General features: G+C 51.8%; 19 protein-coding genes. 13 read left to right on the top strand and 6 right to left on the bottom strand.

Going from position 1 to position 23,605, the window contains the following annotated elements; all coding sequences use genetic code 11:
- The first annotated feature begins 92 nt into the window (after positions 1-92).
- Together K3T83_RS11400 and K3T83_RS11395 are read left to right on the top strand one after the other, a co-directional pair.
- A complete protein-coding gene (locus K3T83_RS11400) occupies positions 93-959 on the top strand; it encodes an ABC transporter ATP-binding protein (protein WP_220203093.1) in 867 nt (288 codons plus the stop codon).
- A gap of 13 nt (positions 960-972) precedes the next feature.
- Positions 973-2,676, top strand: coding sequence for an ABC transporter permease (locus K3T83_RS11395; protein WP_220203092.1), 1,704 nt, complete (start codon positions 973-975; stop codon positions 2,674-2,676).
- 119 nt (positions 2,677-2,795) lie between these two features.
- On the opposite strand, the gene K3T83_RS11390 is transcribed toward K3T83_RS11395, so the two are convergent.
- From K3T83_RS11390 to K3T83_RS11375, 4 genes are all read right to left on the bottom strand, one after another.
- Positions 2,796-4,019 carry a YncE family protein gene (locus K3T83_RS11390; RefSeq protein ID WP_220203091.1) on the bottom strand — a complete coding sequence of 408 codons (1,224 nt, stop codon included), beginning with the start codon at positions 4,017-4,019 and terminating at the stop codon, positions 2,796-2,798.
- Between the two features lie 22 nt (positions 4,020-4,041).
- Complete coding sequence (locus tag K3T83_RS11385; protein ID WP_236064876.1) at positions 4,042-5,166, bottom strand: sialidase family protein; 1,125 nt, start codon at positions 5,164-5,166, stop codon at positions 4,042-4,044.
- 67 nt (positions 5,167-5,233) lie between these two features.
- A complete protein-coding gene (locus tag K3T83_RS11380) occupies positions 5,234-7,246 on the bottom strand; it encodes a copper resistance protein CopC (RefSeq protein ID WP_220203090.1) in 2,013 nt (670 codons plus the stop codon).
- Between the two features lie 255 nt (positions 7,247-7,501).
- Positions 7,502-8,560, bottom strand: a complete 1,059-nt coding sequence (locus K3T83_RS11375) for a hypothetical protein (RefSeq protein ID WP_220203089.1) — start codon at positions 8,558-8,560, stop codon at positions 7,502-7,504.
- Between the two features lie 592 nt (positions 8,561-9,152).
- On the opposite strand from K3T83_RS11375, the gene K3T83_RS11370 reads away from it, so the two are divergent.
- Positions 9,153-10,994 carry a serine/threonine-protein kinase gene (locus K3T83_RS11370; RefSeq protein ID WP_220203088.1) on the top strand — a complete coding sequence of 614 codons (1,842 nt, stop codon included), beginning with the start codon at positions 9,153-9,155 and terminating at the stop codon, positions 10,992-10,994.
- 25 nt (positions 10,995-11,019) lie between these two features.
- Here K3T83_RS11370 and K3T83_RS57185 read toward each other — a convergent pair whose 3' ends face one another.
- On the bottom strand, positions 11,020-11,628 hold the full coding sequence (locus K3T83_RS57185) for a CPBP family intramembrane glutamic endopeptidase (RefSeq protein WP_268963451.1): 609 nt from the start codon (positions 11,626-11,628) through the stop codon (positions 11,020-11,022).
- 169 nt (positions 11,629-11,797) lie between these two features.
- On the opposite strand from K3T83_RS57185, the gene rnc reads away from it, so the two are divergent.
- The 10 genes from rnc to K3T83_RS11315 all read left to right on the top strand — a co-directional run bounded on the left by rnc (position 11,798) and on the right by K3T83_RS11315 (position 21,871).
- A complete protein-coding gene (gene rnc, locus K3T83_RS11360; RefSeq protein WP_220203086.1) occupies positions 11,798-12,514 on the top strand; it encodes a ribonuclease III in 717 nt (238 codons plus the stop codon).
- 20 nt (positions 12,515-12,534) lie between these two features.
- Positions 12,535-14,220 carry an N-6 DNA methylase family protein gene (locus tag K3T83_RS11355; RefSeq protein WP_220203085.1) on the top strand — a complete coding sequence of 562 codons (1,686 nt, stop codon included), beginning with the start codon at positions 12,535-12,537 and terminating at the stop codon, positions 14,218-14,220.
- Positions 14,213-14,638, top strand: a complete 426-nt coding sequence (locus tag K3T83_RS11350; RefSeq protein WP_220203084.1) for a cobalamin B12-binding domain-containing protein — start codon at positions 14,213-14,215, stop codon at positions 14,636-14,638. The genes K3T83_RS11355 and K3T83_RS11350 overlap by 8 nt, the downstream gene beginning before the upstream one ends.
- Positions 14,639-14,646: 8 nt before the next feature.
- Complete coding sequence (meaB, locus tag K3T83_RS11345) at positions 14,647-15,600, top strand: methylmalonyl Co-A mutase-associated GTPase MeaB (protein WP_220203083.1); 954 nt, start codon at positions 14,647-14,649, stop codon at positions 15,598-15,600.
- 198 nt (positions 15,601-15,798) lie between these two features.
- Positions 15,799-16,233 (top strand): DUF3592 domain-containing protein, encoded by a 435-nt coding sequence (locus K3T83_RS11340; protein ID WP_220203082.1) that lies wholly within the window; start codon positions 15,799-15,801, stop codon positions 16,231-16,233.
- A gap of 95 nt (positions 16,234-16,328) precedes the next feature.
- Entirely contained in the window at positions 16,329-16,667 is a 339-nt protein-coding gene (locus tag K3T83_RS11335; protein ID WP_220203081.1) for a nucleoside triphosphate pyrophosphohydrolase family protein, read from the top strand.
- A gap of 27 nt (positions 16,668-16,694) precedes the next feature.
- Positions 16,695-17,534: a class I SAM-dependent methyltransferase gene (locus K3T83_RS11330; protein ID WP_220203080.1), complete on the top strand. Its 840-nt coding sequence runs from the start codon at positions 16,695-16,697 to the stop codon at positions 17,532-17,534.
- Between the two features lie 19 nt (positions 17,535-17,553).
- Positions 17,554-18,450, top strand: coding sequence for a DUF2785 domain-containing protein (locus K3T83_RS11325; RefSeq protein ID WP_220203079.1), 897 nt, complete (start codon positions 17,554-17,556; stop codon positions 18,448-18,450).
- A 469-nt stretch (positions 18,451-18,919) separates the two neighbouring features.
- Positions 18,920-20,431, top strand: coding sequence for a RecQ family ATP-dependent DNA helicase (locus K3T83_RS11320; RefSeq protein WP_220203078.1), 1,512 nt, complete (start codon positions 18,920-18,922; stop codon positions 20,429-20,431).
- Between the two features lie 27 nt (positions 20,432-20,458).
- Positions 20,459-21,871 carry a DEAD/DEAH box helicase gene (locus K3T83_RS11315; RefSeq protein ID WP_236064874.1) on the top strand — a complete coding sequence of 471 codons (1,413 nt, stop codon included), beginning with the start codon at positions 20,459-20,461 and terminating at the stop codon, positions 21,869-21,871.
- Positions 21,872-21,905: 34 nt separating this feature from the next.
- Here the strand turns inward: K3T83_RS11315 and K3T83_RS11310 are convergent, their stop codons facing one another.
- A complete protein-coding gene (locus K3T83_RS11310; RefSeq protein WP_220203077.1) occupies positions 21,906-23,600 on the bottom strand; it encodes a serine/threonine protein kinase in 1,695 nt (564 codons plus the stop codon).
- Positions 23,601-23,605: the final 5 nt, after the last annotated feature.

The raw sequence follows: 23,605 nt of genomic DNA, 5'->3' as shown, positions 1-23,605 counted from the left end.
TACTGTGATGAGCCCCTTGACAAGAGAATAGCTGTAAGCTATATTTGTTATAGCTAAATGCTATATATGTGTGTGAAAAGGAAAGAGAAAAAATGACAACATTTCCTGAGCCGAATGCGCCATATCAGTATGGCTCGGTTGCGCCATATTCATCATCTCAATCTCGTTTAGAAAGCAGTGAAAGCAATATACCCTATGCGGTGGTGGCCCATGATCTTGTACGGACGTTTGGGCAAAAGGTAGCGGTGAATCATCTTAATCTTGCGGTCCGTCAGGGCGAGTTCTTCGGCTTTCTTGGTCCGAACGGGGCCGGTAAATCGACGACAATCAAAATGCTGGTGGGATTGTTGCGTCCGACGGCTGGATCGGCTCTGGTCGCTGGCGTGGATGTCTGGAAAGAACCGCTGCGGGCGCGTGCATTGATGGGAGTGCTGCCTGAGTATCTAAATCTTTATGAACGGCTGAGCGGCAGAGAATTTATCACTTTCGCCGGTCATATGTATGGGGTTCCAGATGTAGATGTGCGCCGCCGCACCGAAGAGCTGTTGCAGGTGCTTGATCTCGCTAACGATGCCGATAAATTGATCGTCGACTATTCAGTGGGTATGCGCAAGAAAGTGGCGCTGGCAGCGGCTATCCTGCATCGACCACAGGTGCTCTTTCTCGATGAGCCTTTTGAGGGAATCGATCCGGTGAGTTCGCGGGTGATTCGCGACATTCTGCGAGAATTGACCCAGCGCGGCACGACCATCTTTTTCTCGTCACACATCATGGAGGTAGTGGAGCGCCTGTGTACGCGGGTTGGCATTATCAATCAGGGCGTGCTGGTGGCTGAAGGAACCTTGCAGGAGTTGCGCGAACGGGCCAGCGGAGACGATAAAGACGCCACGCTGGAAGACATTTTCCTCAACGTCGTCGGTGTGCAAAATGGTAGCCATAATCTGAGCTGGCTGGAATAAGAGGAGCAAACAGGTGGTTATTCATCGCGATAAACTGCGCTGGTTATTCTGGCTGCGCTGGAAGATGTTTCTCCGGGCCTTTACACGTGGATCAGGCCGCATCATGGTGATTATCGGTCGTGTCCTGGCGTTGCTGGCTGGTCTCAGCATTGGCGGGACTATTGCCGTTCTCTCGTTTCTGGCCTATCGCTTTTTTCCCACGCCCGCCAATACCGAAGTGACATTTCTTGTATTGACAGGAATATATGTTGTCTGGGCAGTTTTGCCCTTATTAGAGTTCAACGTCAACGAAGGGTTGGACCCTTCAAAATTGTCTCTCTTTCCCCTGACACGCGCCGAGTTGATGGTGAGCATGGTCCTTTCGACTGTGTTGGATCTGCCAATGATCGGCGTGTTCCTTGTGCTGGTGGCGCTGGTAGCTGGCTGGGCCACTTCGTTTCCGCTGGCACTGATCGCATTGCTGGGTGCGCTCGTCTTCTATGTGCAACTGGTAGGGATCAGTCAGCTTGTGCTGGCCCTGCTCATGCGGACGTTGCAGAGCCGCCGCTTCCGCGATGTGATGACGGTTGTACTGATTATTCTGCTCTCTTCCTCTGGTATTCTCTGGCAATTCCTGGCTCGTGGCGTGGCTTCGGACAGTTTTATTGCATCCCTGCAACATGCGAGCATCTCGTCGTATCTGCAATGGTTGCCTCCTGGTATGGTAGCCCGCAGTATTCAGCAGGCGGTTGCTGGCAATTGGAGCATGAGCCTGCTCTGGCTGGTGATCTCGCTCCTGATGGGCGTTCTTGTTCTCTACCTCTGGCAACTGGTCGTGGAGCGCTCCCTGATTGCGTCTGAGAGCGATGGAGCGGCCAAAACGGTAAGACAGCGGAAGAGTGTGGTTACTGTGGGCCAGAGTTGGCAGGTGCAATCGCGTAATCCGCTGGCACGTCTGCTTCCGGGGCCGGTGGTTGCCATTATGGTGAAGGATTTCAAATACTTCCGTCGCGATCCACAGCTTCAGGCGACGCTGGTTCAGTCGGTGGTGACGATTCTGCTCACCGGAGCCTATATCATTTTTACTGGTGTCCAATCGGGTGGAGATAGCAGGGGCTTTTTTCACTTTATCGGTCCCTGGGCGGTGATGGTTGCGCCGCTCTTGATGATGCTCTCGCTGTATTCGCTGTCGTATAATGTGCTGGGCGTCGAGCGGCAGAGCTTGACGGCACTCTTCCTGTTCCCGGTTGAGCCGAAATATATTCTCTGGGGAAAAAATCTGACGGTGTTTATTGTCGGTGGGGTAGAGATGGTCCTGCTGGTGCTAGTAGCTGCATTCCTGACGCAAGCGTGGGAGTTCGTGTTGCCAGCCCTGGCGATTGGGTTGGCCGCGATTGCAACGATTCTCGGCTGTGGTAACTTCACTTCGGTTTTCTTTCCACAACGGATGAAGGTGGCATTTCGTGGCTTCCAGTCTTCGGCCAACCTGTCTGCTGAGGGCGGTTGTTTACGCGCGTTGATGTCGATGGTGGCGTTCTACACCATGCTGATTGTGCTGGCCCCGGTCGAAGCTGGCTTGATTTTGCCGGTCATTTTCCATGCTCAATGGTGGTGGCTCATCTCTATTCCCCTCTCACTTGTCTACGCAGGAGCGATCTATTACGGCGTTACAGCCCTGGTTGCTCCTCGTATTCTGGCGAAAGCGCCCGAAATTCTGGCTGCGACAACGCGAGAATAAACCTGCTCATTGTGTCAGTTGCTTTAAAAAATAGGGATCTTTCTCCTGGTTGATAGTAAAAGCTGTATTAAGTATGATAAAGGCGACAACTTCACCGTCGTCGCCTTTATCTATGGGAGTCATATTCCTTCCCTCTTATCTACATCTTCCTTCTGCGGCTCTTCTTCCTGCCCTGTTTGCGTTGCTCCCTGTGTCTGCCGCTGGTTGCGGCTGTATCTTCTAAAGAGAAGTACAGGCACGACCAGGAGCGCGATCACAAAGACGTAGGCGACTACATTCACAACTGTACCCCAGATATTGGCTTGTTGGGGTGTTGTGCCAACGGCGGGAGGATACATGCCAGTGATGATGAAGTAGGGGTTGCCACCTACATGGATGGTGTTGATGACCTGACGAGCCGGAACATCGAGCATCGCCACATTGCCGCTGGCTAGTGCGACAAAGCCAAGCTGTCCATCACTCGTAATCGCAACCGATCTAGGTTGTACGCCAAGATCAATGGTGCGGTTGGGCTGATGCGGTGGCGTTGAGCCGGCGTTGACCGGGGCCAGCACGTCCAGACGATTGTGCTGTTCGTCTGGCACATAGACCTCGCCCGTCATTTCGTCGTAGTCCATCGGGCCATATTGCCCACCCTGAATGAGCGGGATCACTTTGAGTCTGTTGAGATCAACGGCGATCACGCCTCCCTTTCTGGTGGTGGCATATACTGTTGCTCCGGGCGGGATCGAGACATATTGGGGTCCATCGGCTACGGCGACGTTATTGATCGTGGTGCCTTTGAGCGTATCAAAAACGGTAAGTTCGTCGGTAGTTGCCACCCAGAGCTGGTTCCCGCTATCTTTCGAGAGCGAGGAGGCAACGACCGCCACTGCCAGCCCGTAGACTGGCCCTTTGGTCTTAAATGTATGGGTGATGGCGCAGTTGGTCGGATCGATGGCGCTCACCTCGGATGCTCCATTCCCCGCGACGTAGAGCTTGCCAGTCCCTTTATCGAGGGCGAGCAGCGAGGGTTGGCCAGGAATAGAGGCCGTGCAGACAGTCTCGCCCGTTTTCGCGGCAAGGATGGCGAGCCGACCTGCCTGTGGCTCAGTCACGTACAGAAAGCGCGCATCCAGGCTTAAAAGGATGGTATGTGGATCACCTGTCGCAGGAATAGTACTGGTAATTTTCTGCTGCCCTACATCAAGCACGCTCACCCCTTTCTCCGTGCCAGCGACATAGGCCAGATTGGGCGCGCCTCCATCGGCGCGTGCTATGGGTGTGACAAGTGGCGAAAATAGCACGAGAAACATAAGCATCAGTGCGATGAGAAAAACTGGAATATATTTGGGAAAATGCATGTCTTTATCAAAACCCGTCCTTCTATGGTTTTGGTGTCAGCGATGTCCAGCCTTGATTGCCCTGATCGAAACGATATACTTCGGTTGGATACGAGAGCGAGAGATAGACCTGTGCTGGATTGGCAGGGTCGGCAGCCAGGCTGTACATGTTGCCCTTTACGCGCGGGAGTGTGTTCCAGGTGCGCCCGCCGTCAGCGCTGCGATAGATGGCTGTCCCTGTTTTGGCATAGAGAACCTGAGGTTGTGACGGAGCAACCACGATTTCACCAAGCGAAGATTTGTTATAGACCTGGCTAAATGTCGCGCCGCCATCATGCGAGACGTAAATGCCAGCATCCCCTGATGCATAGATTGGACCCTTTGGCCCTGGCATGGTGAGGCTGAGAATGGCTCCCGTGATGTTTTTGATGACCTCCCAATGCTGTCCACCATCAGTGCTGCGGGCCAGCCCATCGCTGCTGCCAACCAGCAGGTGTCCAGGCGCGCCGGGAACGACAAGCAGCTTGGTGAAACTGCTGAAAGGCAATTTGCCCGTGTCGGTGAAGTGCCGCCCACCATCCATGCTAACCTTCAATCCGAGCGGGCCAAGATCGTTGAGATAGATATATACCTGGTCGGCTGTATCGTTGCCGCCAGCGGCCATGAAGATATTGCCAAGCGCGGCTGTAGTATTGCTTAGTTTCCAGGTGCGGCCCTGATCTGTGCTGGTATAGAGTCCGAGCGTGCCCTTGAGCGTGGGCGATACCTGCTGTGTGAGGACATAGAGGTGCTGGTCGTTGAGGGTGTTATTTGTGAGAGAATAGGTCATCATGCCGTCCATCAACTGACCCTCGCCTCCCGCCACAACTTTCCAGGAAGCTCCGTTATCTTCAGAGCGAAATAAGCCGTAGTGGGTTGCGAGCAGCAGCACCTTATTGGGTAGGGCCAGCAAGGAATGTGGATGGTTGGCAGCTGTTCCAAAGCCATTCACGCGTGCCGGAACTGGGGTCGCCGTTTCAGCAGCGCCCGTATTGCTTCCACCACAGGCAGCCAGCGTCAATAGCACGCTCACCATGAGTATTGCCACAAAATAGCGGATGGATTGTGTACTGTTGCCTGTCTGTGGAGGCGGAGCGCTATTTTTCCTTCCCATTAAATGTTTATGCATGCGTTTATGTTCCCTATGCCGTTGAGTGGTTTCTTGATGGTCAAGAAACCACTCAACGTGTCTATGATTAATAAGGCGTTACCATTTTCACTTTGACTTCGTGCAGCTTGAAATCTGGCGTACGGATCTGAATGCGTATTTGCCAGTCTCCGCTCATATCCAGGAAGCCATTTGCGTTAAAGCCGCCCTGATTGTCGGGCTGGAGATTGACGGTCTGGGTTCCCATGTCCATATCAAGCATAGTGGTATAGATGGAGACGCCAACATTTGTATCTGGCTTGCCGTTCTTATCCAGCACCTTGACAGTAAAGGTGTTAGGTCCAAAGCGGTTAGGCGATACTTTGAGCTGGATTGTGAACTGATTGTCAGTCGTTTTCACGGTTGTCGTAAATGGTTTGGTCGCTTGCGTTTGTTGGGCAGGGGGTGGTGCGGGTGGCGGTGTAGCGGGTAGCAGCGTACCCGCAAAGACGTTCATCAATCCGGTACAGAGCAACACACCAATACCCAGCAACGGCTCCCAGCGCAACGTTTTTGTCAGGCGTGTTGCCTGCCTGCTCACTTCGCGCTCCAACTGCTCCACCTGCTCTGCGGGAGCACTGACCTTTTCTTCTTTCTCTACGTCTACTGTTGTGTCCTCGTCAATCTTTGCAGTTGTCTCTCCACCTTCGGTCATTTCTGTACTGGTAGCCTCTGTGCTGGCTACTTCCGTCGATGCTTCCACTGAGGCGGCATATTTCGCATAGTCTTTTGCGAGTCGAGGACGGAAAATTCTCAAGTGAATGGTGCTGGTAATCAGCAGTGCGCCAACGAGCAGGACTTTGACAACCAGAGCGCGCCCGTAAGCGGTGGAGAACAGCTGCTCCCACGAACTCATATGGATGGTTGCGTTGAATGGGCCGCTTACTGCCATGATAATCACCCCGGTAATTGCCAGCGGCGAGTAGCGGGGAAGGACGCTGAGAAGCGAGGCGGTGCGCTCCTGTAAAGAACGTCCTCGTAGTGTGGGCAGATACGTTGTGGCGATGTACATCATGCCACCAACCCAGAGCGAGGCAGCCAGAAGATGCAGCCAATCGACCAGAACGGCGAAGACCAGGATATTGTTGCTTGTAGCGGCAGCATGCCCTGATAAGGTCATAGCGATCAGCAGCCCCAGCGCCAGAAGCAGATTGATCCAGGCGATAGCTGAGTTGATGATTGCGGAGCGTCTCTTTGTCAGGAAGGTGTAGATGGCAACGAGCAGCGCCAGAACAATGATGATTTCGCGCACTGTCCAGTAGGTGCCGAAGCGACCATTGCTGGCAAGGCCGAGCAACATTGACAATGAGAGCGCCTGCCCACTGGCGATGACCAGTCCCTGGCCGATCAGCACCCCCAGGTTGGCAAGGAAAGTTATCACCAGGACAGGAATAGCAAAGCTTCGCTCGAAACGCCGCTCCTCTTGCTGACGTAGCTCTTTGAATATATTGCTTTCATCTTGTTCGACTGGTGGAACGAACATGCGCCAGAGCTGTGCGCCAATCCAGAAGATGGTCCCGAGTTCGACCAGCGTTACCATGATAAAGCTGAAGAAGGTTGGCCCGTCAAGCTGACCGTTCGCGCCACCGGTATTGCCGGCTCCCAGTGTATTTGGGATCGATGCTGCACCGCTCGATTGCGGGACCGTGCCATCGGCAGCTGCGACGCTGAAGAGGAATGAGCCGCTCAGCACGTGCCCGTCGTCGGCGGATTGTGTTCGCCATATAACGATGTAGGTGCCTGGCGCTAAGTTGGCGGAGAGTGAAAGATCCATCTCACGCGAATTGTTTGAGGGAACGTGAGCATCTTGCGTATCCACACGCTGTCTGTCGGCCCCACTGATGACCTGAGCCGTGCTAAATGTCGGGTTGAGATCCTCGCTGAACCACATGCGAACCTGTGATGGAGGACTTTTCAAGATAGCGCTGTTCGCGGGATCGGATTGTAATAAAATGGCATGGGCCTCACTGGTAGCTGGTAACAACAGCACCAGGCAACAGGCAAGCGGCAGAGCCAGTCCGAGGAGCCGCTGCCATACCTTATTTGTGAATACATATCTCATGAGGACATATCCGGTCTTCTTTTTATACATGCATATTGGTGCATGAATTATTTTATGATGTGTGTTCCCAGTACGTTGATACGTGTGCTTTCTACTGGCTATTCTTCCATAAAGTATAACGTAAATTGGCAAATTTTGGCTCGCCTGCCTTAGTAAATAAATTATGAAAATATATTGGAATGAAGTGTGTTCATCCGGCCTGCTGCCATAGACGGAGCATATGCCGGATGAATAGAACGAGAGAACGTGTAGCTCTTATTCTGCTTGTTCTGCTCTGACGGGAATGGGGTTGGGGACAATCAGGTAGCTCATGAGCAGACCAATAACGCCACCCATGACGCAAACGCCCAGCCAGAGATGAATCGACCAGGAGGTTCCCCAGATGGCAATGATGGTCAGGAGCAGGCTCAACATATGCACGATTGGTACGATAAACGCGAACATGCGCACCGTATCGGGCCGCTTCACTGAAGGTTGGATGCGAGCATAGAGGATATCCGCGATAATGCCCGAGAGCAGCGCCGGCAAGATCAGCACGTACAGATCTCTGAATACACTCATCAGGGCCGCATTGATGGTAAACATAAGGGTAAAGGTGCCAAAGGGAAGATGCCAGCGCCGTAGCGCGAACAATACAATACCCATGAGCAGGGCGCTCTGGAGCAAGATGCCGGTTGCGCCCCATGAGCCGAACGTTCCCTGGTAGGGCTGTGCTGTAATGGTTCGAAGATTTCCCAACGGATGGGCGTAATCGGTGAAAAAGGTGAAAAGTGAGAAAATGGTTATCAGCGAGATGATGGGGGGAAGCAGAATGGACCAGTTCTGTTCTTTGCGATTCTCTGTACGAATCCAGGCAGCACGAATAGGACCGCTCATAATGAAGAAGCCGCTCAGGGCCAGTAGTAGATGGGTCGGACTGAGCAGCGGCTCAATGCCCACCTCAAAGCCGAAAAGGGTATGCCAGATCAGATCGCCGACGCCGCCGACAAGAAATAGCGGTGTGCCAATGAAAGAGAGTATGTATCCTTCTGGTAAAGCCGTCGTCCACGAACGGCCGCGATTGTGGTTGACAAGCAGGACGATGCCAAGCACGATGGCATTAAGAAACAGCGCTCCATAAAGTACGCCATGCCAGGGCGTGAAGAAGGTCTTGTCAACGCGACCATGACTGTGCGCCCAACCATCTAGATAGAGACCGCCAATCACAGCTGCCGCCAGACCTGCCATCAGATAGTCAAAGCGAATACCGCCAATGGGAGTACTACTGGCCTTGCCCATTGCTTTAAACGTTGTTGTCGTCGATGATACTGTCACCTGTGTTATCCTTCCTTTTCCTGAGTATCGTTGCTGAAAGTGTACCAGGATGAGTCACTGATGATATAGGTATTCTTCCCTATCTTTGGCATTCACAAGTCATTAATACGGTCGCCAATGGGTTACAAATTAGCCAGAAGTCATATGACTATCAGCCAGAAAAGGGCTTTGCCACGCGGCCAGGGAATGTGCTGAAGGCTCATCATTGTTCCCATGATCACCGAGGCTATCGTAAAACACGAGTCGAAACAGGCGACCTGTTTGTGATACAAGAAAATCTTTCGCAATCCCCTGTTCAATGCAACCAATTGATGTGCATCTCGCAAAATGGGTCTTCCCCGTTGTTAGCGTCAGATGTATACTGAGACGGGAAGGCGCGAGCAATCAGAAAATGTGTCCAGAAGAGGAAGGGCGAGAAGTTGGTCACTCCTTCGCTAGAAGGCTTGACAGAGGACGACGAACAGGAAAGATTCAGCTTTAAAAGTGAAAGGACATGTATTGCTTTGCCACTCTGTGAGCCGCCTCATAGCGCTGTAGTAGCACATTCGTCTAAACTTTTATTTTGAATTGATATTGCGTTGAGGAATGGATTATGGCATTTGAAGCAGGACAGCAGCTTGGCAATTATCGAGTGGTGCGCTTGCTTGGGCAGGGAGGCTTTGCCGAGGTTTACCTGGGTGAGCATATACGCCTGAAGATGAAGGCCGCCATCAAGGTGTTGCATACCCATCTGAGCGGGGAGGCCATTGACGCCTTCCAACACGAGGCCCAGGTGATCGCGGAGCTGACGCATCCTAATATTGTGCGTGTGCTGGATTTCGATCTCCAGGACGGTAGCCCCTTCCTGGTGCTGGATTATGCCCCCAACCACTCTCTACGAGAGAAACATCCCCGTGGCTCCTGCGTTCCCCTGGCTCAGGTTGTCTCCTATGTCCAGCAGATAGCCAGTGCTTTGCAGTATGCTCATGAGCGCAAGCTCATTCACCGCGATGTCAAGCCGGAAAATATGCTGGTGGGCAAGCAGGGTGAGATTCTGCTCAGTGATTTCGGCATTGTGACGATGGCCCATTCCACCTCCTCGATGAATACACAGGCATCAATGGGAACCCTGGCCTACATGGCACCAGAACAGATTCAGGGCAAGCCGCGCCCGGCCAGCGATCAGTATGCCCTGGCAATAGCTGTCTATCAATGGCTCAGCGGTGCCATGCCGTTCCAGGGTTCCTCGACGGAGATCATTGCTCAACACCTGGCCGTGACGCCTCCACCATTGAGTGAGAGAGTTCCCGACATTCCTCCTGGCGTGGAATGGGTGGTGATGAGGGCACTCTCAAAAGATCCCAAAGAACGCTTCGGAAGCGTGCAGGCGTTTGCCAGGGCGCTAGAACAAGCTGCTGAGGGGTTGTTGGAGCAGCAAACGGCGGCCGCCAATCCACCTGCTCTGAGCCAGACTGAGGCTGCAAGCAGTCCTCGATCCAAGACCCCACCAGCGCCTAATAAGACCGTTCCGGCCAGACAAACGAAACTACCTCTTGTGGGTACTACGCTCTCCACGTATCGAGGGCATACTGATATCGTAGAAGCTCTTGTATGGTCTCCTGATGGAACAGCCATTGCATCTGCGGGCGGTGATAGGACAGTCCACATATGGAATGCCCTGACAGGACAGCTTCTTCTGACATATAGAGGTCACTCCCAGAACATAACTGCTGTAGCCTGGTCTCCTGATGGGCGCTATATTGCCTCCGGCTCTACAGATAATACCGTGCACGTGTGGCAGGCAGCTACAGGGCAAGTAATCCTGGTCTATCGTGGTCATTCCAATAGTATATGGACGTTAGCGTGGTCTCCTGAAAGCGATGGTATCGCCTCCGGCAGTGATGATCAAACTGTTCGCGTATGGTATCCTCTTACAGGAGAAGAGCTTTTTGCGATAAAGAGTTCCTCTATCTGGGCGCTGGCCTGGTCTCCTGATGATACGTACGTTGCTTTTGTGGATGATGGTCAGAACGTGCAGGTATGTAATAGCGCTGATGGAGAGAAGATCTGCACATACAGAGGCCATAGAGATCTGGTATTTGCCCTGTCATGCTCTCCTGACGGCTCACAGATCGCCTCTGGAGGTGATGATGGTATCGTTCATGTCTGGCATGCAACAACGGGGCGCTCTCTACAAACTTTCCGAGGACACACGGGAACTATTTGTGATATCGCCTGGTCGCAAAGCGGGAAATACCTTGCAACCGCTAGTGAGGATCAGACGGTCCAAATATGGGCCACTTCTACAGCGCGCAAAATTTTAACGTATAGCGGTCATAAGAATTATGTGAATGCTGTAGCGTGGTCTCCTGATAATCGATATGTTGCATCTGCAAGCACAGATGCAACTGTACAAGTATGGGGTGCGCCTGACAGTAGGGTTCAAAAAGAGTGAACTCATGGGAAAAATGGAACGTCGATCACATACTGTCTTTAGCCCTTTCCAGCCTGTCGGTTTTTGGATACAGTCCAGATGATGGTGGTTGCCCAGAAGATGATCGCCGAGAGAGGCGTGCGGGACCAGCAGCGATGACCACCACCAATGCCACAAGGCATTGTGCTGCCACCCCTTGCCACTGGTCCCAAAGCGAAAGAGGGAGATAGAGGGCAGTGATGTTGAGTGCATTGTGGAACAAAAACGTCATCAAGACACTCCCTCGTGTGTGATTGTAAACCCAGGTAAACAGAATGCTGTTTGCAAGAGTGCCGAGAGCGAAGACGAAGAAAGGAGTAGTGGATTGAGACGTTCCTGGTATGAAGTAGAATGGAAGGTGCCACACCGTCCACAAAACACCAAGGATAAGGTTTGCTCCCAAGGCACTGTACCGATCCTGGAGCTTCGGCAGCGCAAATCCGCGCCATCCTGGTTCCTTCCCTGCTGGGCCACCAAAATGCAATCTCTCTAGACAAAGAAGAAAAGAAAGAATAGTATAAAGAGCGTGAACGATAGAAGGAGAAAAGAAGACGAACCTTGCAGGCGCAGTTTCCTCGCTAGACTGAGTAGTACAGCAAAGAAACTTATCATACATACTCTCATCTGAAAGCACCCATATTATGAGGATGAATGAAAGACTGGAGCATCTCGCTCTCATAGCAGTGGCATCGAGATGGGAGAGAACAGTAGCTCGCTTGTAGTGAGGTGTGAGACCAGGTATAGTAATGAGGGGAGTTAGCCAGTTGTGATAAAATAAATACATCATGGAAGACATTGGCTCTGACGAGACCCTTGCAGCGCTAGAAAGATTGCTCGGAGTAACATTTCAGGATCGTTCGATATTGCAACGTGCGGTTACTCATCATTCCTGTTGCTCCGAAACTGCTGTGCGCGATTCATATGATACGCTGGAATTTCTAGGCGATGCCATTATTGGGGCACACGTGGTAGAGTACATTTTTCGTGCTTATCCCGATGCTTCCGAGGGCCAGATGACGGCTCTCAAGTCCGAGGTGGTCAGTCGTCGGGTTTTTGCGCGTATTGGTCAGCAGTTGGGCTTATTCTCTTTTATTCGCGTCGATATCGCCAATCTACGCACGTTTAACGAGCGCTCGCGCGACTCGCTCTGTGCGGATGTGTTGGAAGCAATTGTGGGCGCGATTCATATCGATCAGGGGCCGGATGTCGCACGCGATTTCGTGGCTCGCACAATTTTTCCGGTGATTGAACAGGTCAATCAGCAAACATTGGACAATAATCCCAAAGGACGTTTACAGAAGATCATTTTGCAGCGTTCGGGCACATTGCCACGCTATCGAGTACTGGAACAGAGTGGTCGCAACAATGATCGCGTCTTTCTAGTTGGCGTCTTTGAACAGGATTATCTGCTAGGAACGGGGAAAGCTTCCAGCATTAAAGAGGCTGGACGATTGGCGGCTCGTGAGGCTCTGGAACAGTTGCGTAACAAGCATGTTTTGTAGTCTGTAGATGGTCGATATAGATGACAGCAAATGAAACCGTCAGTTGGTACGAGTCTGGCCTGCCGACGCGTGAGCGCAAGACGCGCGGCCATTTCTCGACGCCTCCAGCGCTGGTGGAACAGATATTAGATGCCTGCAACTATACACCTGCTTGCGACCTTTCGCAGATCCGTGTGCTTGACCCGGCCTGTGGCGGCGGAAACTTGCTAGCAGGCGCAGCGCAGCGGCTTCTGGCTTTCTCAAAAGAGGCCAATCTACCGCAAAAAAAGCGCCTTTCCCTCATTCAACACAACCTGTGGGGCTTTGATCCCGATCCCATCTCATGCTTCCTCGCCGAGATGCAATTGCGTACCCTGCTCTCTATGGATGACTCTCTAAACGAACGGCGTCCTCCTTCTCCCTTACATATTCATCAGGCCGATGGTCTGGCGTTTCCCTGGGAACAATCTCAACCCGTCGATCTCTTTCTGGCAAATCCTCCCTATCTTGCCGCGAAAAACAATGATTTGAGCTGTTACCGCTCTAGCTGGCAACATGGGCAGGTTGATAGCTATCTGCTCTTTCTCGATCTGGCGCTGCGTATTGTACGTCCGGGGGGATGGATCGCGCTGATACTGCCTGATCCGGTGCTGGCTCGCGCCAATGCTACTCATGAGCGGCGCACGCTGTTGCGCGAGACCACCATCCGCTATCTCTGGCATCTCTCCGGCGTCTTTCCTGCCTACGTTGGCGCTGTGGTACTAATTGCACAAAAGCTCCCCCCACCCGCTATGCATCAGATTGCATGGAGGCGTGGGCGCTGGCAACGCGATGCGACGGTTGAAGCGGTGCCAGATGCAATTATTCCTGTCCATGCAAGTGCTATTACGCAAGCATCATTGTATCGTCAACCTGGCGCTGAAATGCGCTATCTTCTCAGCGATGCCTGTTCTCCTCAGCATCTTCTGGCTCGTCGGCTCCATGAGTTTTTATGTGAAGTGCCGATCAAAGAAAATCCCGTCTTTGCACCTTTGAACTCTCTGGCACTGATTCGGCGCGGCGAGGAACTGAGCAAGGATAACGCTCTCTTGCTACCCGAAGCAACAGGCGATAGGGAAGAGTGCTATCCCGTTTTGCGTGGGGGAGTTGATCTGCGCCCCTATGAAAAACCGACTGGTCGCTATTGGATCAAGCGAGAAGCGATCAAGAAGAACCTGGAACGATATTGCAAGCCAAAATTGCTGGTGGTGAAGAGTACAGGCGTGTTGCAGGCAGCCCTTGATCTGGATGGGCATGTAGTGCTGCAAACACTTTATATGTTGCTATTGCGTAATGAGAAAGCACAGGGAGATGATCTCTACTTTTTGCTGGCATTGCTCAACTCACGCCTATTGCGTACGTATATCTACATGGTGCAGACCGCTTACAAATGGGTGCAACCACAGATAGAGCAGCATGTATTGGGTCATTTACCGATTCCAACTGCTGCAACACCGGAAAAAGAGAAAATCGTTGCTTATGCCCGTAAGTTGCTGGCTGTTTGCGGCGACTTATCCCCTGTAGTAAAATTGGAAGTAGAGTCGAAAGAGGGGGGGTCGAAAGCGGAGCTAGAGTGGCAAGCGATCTATGAGGAGCAGGAGCGTGCGATTTGCGCGCTTTATCAGGCGGCGCTCACTGAGGGGCGACTCATTCCAGAATTTCCAGACAAAGGAGTCTCGTATGGCTGAAACGAGCCGACCGATTCGCGTTCTGGTTGCCAAGCCAGGACTCGATGGGCATGATCGTGGTGCAAAGGTGATCGCCCGTGCCTTGCGCGATGCAGGCATGGAGGTCATCTATACTGGCATTCGGCAAACCCCCGAAATGATTGTGGAGGCAGCGATTCAGGAAGATGTGGACGCGATACTAATGAGCATTCTGTCGGGGGCACATATGGCGATTTTTCCACGTGTGATGGAGTTGCTCAAGCAGAACGGCGTCGATGATGTGCTGGTTGCTGCTGGTGGCATTTTGCCCGACGAAGATCTCCCGGCCATCCGAGCGCTAGGGATTCAGGGATGCTATGGGCCTGGAACGCCGACAGAAGAGATTATTGCTTTTGTGCGCGACAATGTACGGGCGGATCGCCTGACCGTTGAGGTATAGGTGCTGCCTTGCAAAATATTATAGAGCGTCTTTTACAGGGCGATCGTCGCGCACTGGCTCGCATGGTGACGCTGATTGAAAACGAAATCCCCCAGGCCCGGCAATATCTGGCGGAACTGCATCAACATACCGGGAACGCGCATATCCTCGGCGTCACCGGGGCACCCGGAGCTGGCAAAAGCACACTTGTCACGCGGCTGGTACGTGAGTTGCGTAATCGTGAGCGCAAGGTCGGCGTGGTGGCGGTTGATCCGACCAGCCCTTTCACGGGCGGTGCGATCCTCGGCGACCGTATTCGCATGATGGAACTGGCTGGCGATCCCAACATTTTCATTCGCAGCATGGCGAGTCGTGGCAATCTGGGTGGGCTGGCAGCCTCAACTCGTGATGTGGTGCGCGCGATGGACGCGGCTGGCTATGATCCGATCATTATTGAGACGGTTGGCACAGGACAGGCCGAAGTGGAGGTTATGCGGACGGCGCAGACCGTGCTGGTCGTGGTGGCTCCTGGCATGGGCGATGATATTCAGGCCATCAAAGCGGGTATTCTTGAGATTGCCGACCTGTTTATTGTTAGCAAGATGGATAGGCCCGGAGCCAACCAGACCGTTGCGGAACTGGCAATGCTTCTGAGTCTCGATCCGAAGCGCAAGCAAGTGGCATGGCGCGTACCAATTCTCAAGACCTCAGCGTTGAAGGGGCAGGGCATTGCGGAGGTGGTTGATGCTATTCAACAGCATCGCGCCTCCTTAGAGGAGAGCGGGACGTGGCTTCTGCGAGCACAACGGCAGGTGCGCAGCGAACTGCAAACACTTGTTATCCAGGCAGTTATGAAATCTCTGAGTGCTAGCGTGACTCAGGAAGAGTGGGATACCTTCATAGAAGATATCACCCGCCGCGAGCGTGACCCCTATACCGTTGCGCAAGAATTGGAGCGGCGTATAGGCTTAAAGCGCGAATAACTGGTGTGCGGCAAACCATCTCCTTGCCGCATGCCATTCTTCTCCTCAACACAATTTTCCTGGATCAAACATTGTCATCTATTTCACAACTTTTCTGTCTTGCCCTTCATAGTGATTTCTTCCTGCTTCTGTTATGCTACCTGTAATAAATGATAAAGCTTATGGCCCGTCATAGGGGCAAGAATAAAGAGATATGCTATGTTCAATATTGGAATGTTGCTAAGTTGTCTGCCTGTTATCGCAGTTGGCATATTGATCATAGGGTACGGGATGCGCCGCTTTGCCGCCCTGAAGCGGTTGGAAGTGGTTGGAGTGACTGTTCTTGGCAATGTGTTAGAGATGCAAACGGCCCGCAATGCCGATGGAACCAGCGCGACCGTGACCGCCGTTCGCTTCAGGACGCAAACGGGTGCGCTGAAACAGGCGGTAGTAAGAACGTTTGCCAGCGTGAGGATAGGGACGCAGATTCCGGTGATCTATGATCCGGCTGCCCCTGAGCTGGCAGAGGTATTGCCTCTCCGTCCCGGCGTATTCTGTGCTTCTATCGTTGGCCTGGGAGTCTCTTTTCTCGGCACCGCCGTTTTTATGTTGGGCCTGTTTGCAGGGTTTATTCCGATGATACCGCATGCCTGAAATATCCTGTTGTTTTTGCCATTACTGGAAGAGTAGAATAGATCAGCGCATTAACGCGCTGATCTATTTTTATTTGAGTATGGAGAGCAGTGTATATGGATATCCACGAATTTCATGAATATCAACGCGAGTCTCGCAAGACATGGGGAGAGGTTGCAACAAACAGTCCGATTGTGTATCCAACGCTTGGGCTGGTCAATGAAGCTGGAGAGGTGGCGGGAAAGATCAAAAAGATTTTTCGCGATAAGGGCGGGAAGATCTCTGATGCGGATCGCGAGGCGCTGAAATACGAACTGGGCGATGTTCTCTGGTATCTTACGCAGATCTGCACCGAACTGGACCTTACCCTGGAAGAGGTGGCAGCCTCCAATCTTGAGAAGCTCTTTTCCCGTCTTGAGCGTGGCACTATTCACGGAGATGGGGATAACAGATAGTATTTCATAACTAGAAAGGATAGTGCTGTGAGTGACAGTGAAGCCGAACATAAAGCGCGGAAAGAGCGCATTGCAGATCTATATCATCGGGTCGCTTCAGTCTATGGACAGGTCGGGCCGAACTATTTTGCGTATGCAGGACGGCATCTCGTAGAGCATACTGGCGTGACGGAAAGTGCACAGGTGCTTGATGTTGCAACTGGCAGAGGAGCCAATCTGTTTGCAGCAGCGGAAGTCGTTGGGCCTCAAGGTATGGCGATGGGCGTTGACCTGGCTCTGGGGATGGTGAGGGAGACTGCCGTAGAGATCGAGCGCCGCAAGCTGTCGCAAGCCGCTATTCGCCAGATGGATGCTGAACATCTGGTCTTTTCCGATGCCTCATTTGATTATGTGCTGTGTGGATTTGCAATCTTCTTTTTCCCTCATCTGGAACGGGCATTAGCTGAATTCCTGCGCGTATTGCGCCCTGGCGGGAGGTTGGGAATTACTGTGGCGCAAGATCTTGCTTCGTTCTCTCGCTGGTATGGTGAGCATCTTACCGCCTATCACCAGCGCTATCACATTCCTCTGGGGGTTGGTGTGGGCAAGGGCGGCGACTATGCAGCTCTTCCCGAATATCTCACTCTGGCTGGTTTTGTCGGTGTGCAAGTGATACAGGAGCAGGCAGAATTTATCTATGCGGATGCCCAGGAGTGGTGGGATTCGCGCTGGACGCATGGGCCACGCTATTCGCTCGAACAGATGACTCCCCAGGTGTTAGCGCAATTTAAAGCAGAAGTTTTGGCTCGACTGTCGCAAGATGCACGGCCAGATGGCATTCACGAAACGATGCGCTTTCAATATATAATCGCCGGTAAGAAAGGCTAATGCTAACAAAGGAGCATGTATGGACAGAATGTTCTGGCAGAGCATAGCGGATAATGATTATGCTGTACCTACTGGATATTCGCTTGCAGTGCTGACCTCAGAACTACTTATACAGTTAGGATCGATAGAGCGGGCGTTCAGAGAGGAGCTTGTGTATCCTATCCTTGATGCCTGGATCAGTCGTGGCTACTATGCTAGCAATGACCTCAGCAATATGGCGATGCAGTTATCACACAATCTCACAAAAGGTCTGGGTGAGCAGGGAACGGATACAGTGTTGCTACGGTCTTACTCACTGTTGACGCTCACGTCTATTATCTACGAAGATGGCAGGCAGCGTTGGCTTGAGAAAAGTTTGGTGAAGCAGCTATTGGGGGGTGCATTGGCGCATCTTGCGCTTGAGAAGGATCTGCGCGGCTACGATAACGAAAAGGGATGGCTGCATACAATTGCCCATAGTGCAGATTACCTCTTCGCGTTTGCCCTGCATCCCTTGATAGAGGCTCATGATCTGGAACGCATAATGGATGCGGTTGCTGCTAAGATCAGCGAACCGGTTGCACATGTCTATCTCTATAGTGAAGAAGAGCGGCTCACGCGGACCGTGATAGGGGTATTGCAGCGCGATATCCTGCCCCTCGCATTTTTTGTTGAGTGGCTACAGCAATTGATCCATCCTCAAGGGAGAACGGCGTTGAATGCAGATTTTGAGAGCGGCGAGCTAATGAAGATTGTTCGCAGCGAGACGGAGACATGTGCGCGCCACAACACCAAGCAATTGCTGTGCAGCCTGTATTTCCAATTGCTTGCTCCTGGTTTTGCTCAGTTGTCGTTTGTCCATGAGTCACCATCTCTGGCACCACAATTGTTGCCACATGTACAGGCAACGTTGAATGAGATTCTCGTCTGGTGCTAGCAGAAAAGCCTGCAACAAATCATTGCTGGTCCTATTTGGTCCAGCAATGATTTGTTGTTAGTGACGAGAGGAGAGGACTAAAGGGAATAAATCTGCTTGGTAACCTCTATCTAAAAACACTTCTTATTGCCTTGAAATATCTTTATAAAGTATAACATATTTTATATTAGGAACTAATTAAAATATTGTGTATTTTTATAAAAATATCATTATTACATAAATGTATAAGTTGAAATATATTGATCTTTAAATCGCATAGCACCTGACTTGAAAAATGGGAAGATAAGTTGGGAAGAAGTGGCAAAATCTGCTTTACTTGTGTAAAAAATAATATATTACAATTTTGTAATGAAAAATGAAAAATGGTAATAAACGATTGACATGTATTCTATAGGATAGATACAATCTCGAATTGAAGGATGGTAAGCGTAAGGATAGAAGTATTGCATGTTTGGAGGATGTTTTGGAGATGGTATTTGAGTGGCAGCAATACCCGCCGGAAAAGCTATTAGTAGAGCGTTTTCGTATCTCAGGCGGATTTCATAATGATCAACGCACTATTATTGAGCAACTCGTGCAGGGCAAGCGTGTCCTTGCTATTCAACGGACAGGTTGGGGAAAATCGCTCTGTTATCAGATGGCGAGCCTGTATTATCCGCATCTCACAATTATCTTCTCTCCTTTGAAAGCACTTATGCGCGATCAATGCGAACGGTGCAATACGGCCTATGGCATCCCCTCTGCTATTGTTAGCTCAGAGTTTAGCCAGGGCGAAAATGAAGTGACATTAGAGCGAGCGGCTTCTGGGAAGTTGAAGCTGTTATTTATTGCACCAGAGCGGTTGAGTAATATGCTCTGGCAACAGTATATTCCCCGTATGCTGGTCAGCATGATAGTCATCGATGAAGCGCATTGTATTTCAACCTGGGGACATGATTTTCGCCCCGATTATCGTCGTATTGTGACGCTTCTCAACGCGATACCTCGCCAGACACCTGTATTAGCGCTGACTGCCACCGCCAATCGACGGGTAGAGCAAGATATTCTTCAGCAAATGGGAGCAGGTGTTGTCGTGGTGCGTGGGACCATGTTGCGCTCAAATCTCTATTTGAATGTTGTTTATGTGCAGGGAGAGGAAGAGAAGCTGGCCTATTTAGGTGAGACTCTTCCTCATGCTCTAGGTTCCGGCATCGTTTATACCGCCACTAAGAGGGATGCGGAGATGGTCTCTGCATTTTTACAACATCTGGGTTTTGTTGCTGAGTATTATCATGCGGGTCGTGATGAGCCTACGCGGTTGGATATCGAACAAAAATTTATGCAAGATCAGTATAAGGTGATATGTTCTACCAATGCGCTTGGGATGGGTATTGATAAGAGTAATATCCGCTTTGTGATTCACTATCAGATGCCTTCCTCCCCTATTCACTATTATCAAGAGATGGGGAGAGCCGGACGCGACGGCAAGGTTTCCTGGTGTATTCTTTTGTATGATCCGGCTGACATAGCGATACAGGAACATTTTATTCGCGCCGCGAAACCAGAATATAGCCAGTATGAGCATGTCTTATCCCTTTTACAGACAACATCTGAAGGATTACATGAACCGGAGATTATGGGACGTACGGGATGCTCTCGAAAAGTGGTACGAAATATCCTGGCAGCTTTGATCGAGCAGCGTTTTGTAGTGAGAGGGATTGAACGGCGCTATATTGCTCTCAATCGGCCAGGATCTCCTTCGTTTACTGAATATGATATTCTTTATGAAAAGAAATTATATGAGCTAAATGCAATCCAGGAATATGCTTCTTGTGATGGTTGCTTTATGGAGTATTTGACAACGTTTCTCGGTGATCAGCCTGGGTATCGTTGTGATGAGTGTGGACGTTGCCGTCCAGAGCATTTTCCATCTGTGATGGTATCAAAAAGAATGCAAGAGCAGGTAATCTATTTTCGAGATAAACATCTCTTGCCACATTAACCATACTATGTGAGTAGTGAGTGATCTATGTCTGATACGACGCTGGAACTGCGTGGGCGCGACTTGATTATCGTGCCATCAACCGAATATGAGTCCCTTGCCTTTCCTGCAATGCTCAACCAGCTTTTCGGTAACCATCTGCCTACGTCGATTCGTTCAAGCATCGCAGTAGATCGGCGGCAACGCTTTTTGCGTACACAGCCAATCCACTTCAGCACTATTAAGCGAGCATTACGTCTGCAAGAGACGCCCTTCACTGTTGCGTTTGATGAGCGGCCAGCACTGCCATTTCCTACTGCGCTGGCGATGGAGGCGCGGCCATATCAACAGGAGGCGCTGGGGAGCTGGCTGGCTGAAGGGAGCGCCGGGGTTGTCGTGCTACCAACAGGTGCAGGGAAGACCTTTACGGCGGCAATGGCGATTCATGAGACAGGACTGTGGACGCTGGCGGTGGTGCCGACGATTGATCTTTTGCAGCAGTGGCGAGTTGCTTTGTCAGCTGCCCTGTCTCTCGACGCCGAGCAGATTGGTCTGTTTGGTGGTGGCGAGAAGGACTTGAAGCCGATTACGATTATCACTTATGACTCGGCAGCACTGTATCCGCGCGAGTTGCGCAACTTTGGGCTGCTGATTTTCGACGAATGCCATCATCTCCCAGCTCCGACCTATCGGCTGATAGCGGAAAGCGCCTTTACACCATTGCGGCTGGGCTTGAGTGCGACGCCTGAGCGCAGCGATATGGCACATGCCGACCTGGATGAGTTGATCGGCCTGGAGGTTTATCGACGCTCTCCCGCAGAACTGACCGAGGGGCGTTATCTGGCACAATATCAGGAGGTACGCGTTGATGTGGCGCTGGCAAGTGAGGACGAGGAGCGCTATGCTGAGCAGCGGCGTATCTATCGCTCATTTTTGCAGCGGCGTCGTATCGTCATTCGCAGCCCGGAAGATTTTCAGCAAAAAGTGATCTATATGAGCGCGCGCGATCCAGATGCACGCGCCGCTATGCTCGCCTGGAGAGAGGCCCGCAATATTGCCATGAATGCGCCCGGCAAATATGCTGAAATTGAGCAGATTTTGCGCCGTCACGCCGCCGATCAGGTGATCCTTTTCTCTGAGTATAACTATGTCGTGGATGAGATCAGCCGCCGCTTTTGCCTGCCAAGTATCACCTATAAAACGCCAGCTGAAGAGCGACGCATCATTCTGGATCGCTTTCGCATGGGCCAGTATAGTAAGCTGGTAACTGGTCGCGTGCTGAATGAGGGCGTGGATGTGCCAGACTGTCGGGTGGCGATTATCGTGAGCGGCAACAGCACAAAGCGTGAATATATTCAGCGCCTGGGCCGCGTCCTGCGCCCAAAGGAGGGCCAGGCTACGCTGTATGAACTAGTCACGAGTGGCACTACTGAAGAGAACGTGGCGCAGCGCCGTAAGTAGTAGTTTATGAGACATACATTCTTGGCTTATTTCGTCACCCCACGCAGGCTTGAGACGATGGGTCTTCAGGGCATTTCTGAACTGTGAAGGTTTGAGTGCTCGTTGATGTGATTCGAGTATAGAAAAAGCGCTGATCATGCCCGGTATAAGCCACGATGGGCGGCGTTCTGCTATCTTCAGCCGTTACGATGAACAGGGCATTGGCAATAAGCAGATTTTTCGGATAAGTTACTGTTTGTTGAATGTTGCCATTTTGCACGTTAAGCTTCCAGTGAGGAGCCTCTGTTTCGTTCGCAGGTGCCTGTATCCAGGCGTAGTATGTGCGCCCGGCTGGCGGATCTGGAATGTTCTGTAATGTAATTTGCAACTGATCGTACGCGTTATTGGTGGCTTGCGGGCTATGCGAGAACTGCAATTGTCCCACTGCCGCTGGTCCGCCGCCTGTTGACGAGCCATTTTGTGAGGGCAAGACAAAGGCCCAGAAGCCGGCACCAACCAGTCCTAAGAGTAGCATAAGGGCAAAGGTGAGCAGCAGCCAGCGGTTTTTGCCTGGTTGCTTTGATTGTGTTTGCACCGACTGTTGCGGGAACTGCCAGCCTTGCATATAGGTTGATTCATATCTATATTCCTGACCAGATGACGCTGATGGGGGGGCAAGCGATGTATTGGTGAGCAAGTCAGGCGGCGTCATCGGGTTAGCTTGAAAGTTGCTCACAGGCGATTGGATTGGGTCGCGTACGGGTGTGGGCGGATTGGGTGTATATGAGCCAGATTGACGCGATGGCGACGAGTACGGCTGGCCCTGAGACGAAGAAGGTGGCAGGCGTTCTGAGGATGGTAAGAGCTTGGCCGGAACTGGTACATGGAGCGCCTGGGCCAGGGCAATCGTCATCGCCGACGCGCTGGGAAAACGATCATCAGCTTTCTTTGCAATCGTCTTGAGAATGATCGCAGAGAGTTCGGGCGAGATAGAGGGATTGATAAATTCAGGTGGTGTTGGTGCATCATTTAAATGCTGTACCAGGATTGCCATTGTCGTATCACCACGAAACGGCGTAACACCTGTCATCATCTCGTAGAGGATAATGCCCAGCGAATAAAGATCGCTGCGATGGTCTCCATGCAATCCCTGAGCCTGTTCCGGTGAGATGTAGAGCGGCGTGCCGAGCAGCGAACCAACAGCGGTGCCGCTGGCGACACCCTGTAAACGGGCGATCCCAAAATCGATCAAGGTTGGTTCACCCATCGCGCGAGCGCTAGGGAGGCGCTGATCGAGCAGGATATTGGCAGGTTTGATGTCCCGGTGAATCTTGCCCTCGCGATGAGCGTAATCCAGGGCGCTGCTGATGGCGGTAAAGATGTAGATGAGATCGGAGGCGGGCGGGAAGTTGCCTTTCTTCGAGGTGCTGCGAATATAATCGGCTAAGGTTTGCCCCTCGACAAAATCCATGACGATGTAGGCCGTGGGGATTTCGGACTCGGGCGGCTCTGAGATGCTGAAATCGTGAATTTGCACAATATTTGGATGGCGCAGGGCAGCAATGAAACGCGCCTCTTGCTCGAAGCGCGTTGCAAACTCTGGATTATCCTGTACATCTGTCCGCAGCAGCTTAATCGCTACATAGCGGTCAAGTTGCGTATCATGGGCCTTCCAGACCTCGCCCATACCTCCATGCGCCAGGCGTTTTTGCAACTCATATTTTCCCAGGCGTCGTGGTCCAGTACTCATGCCTT

The organism is Reticulibacter mediterranei (assembly GCF_016587455.1).
This window is presented reverse-complemented; position numbering and strand designations above follow the sequence as displayed.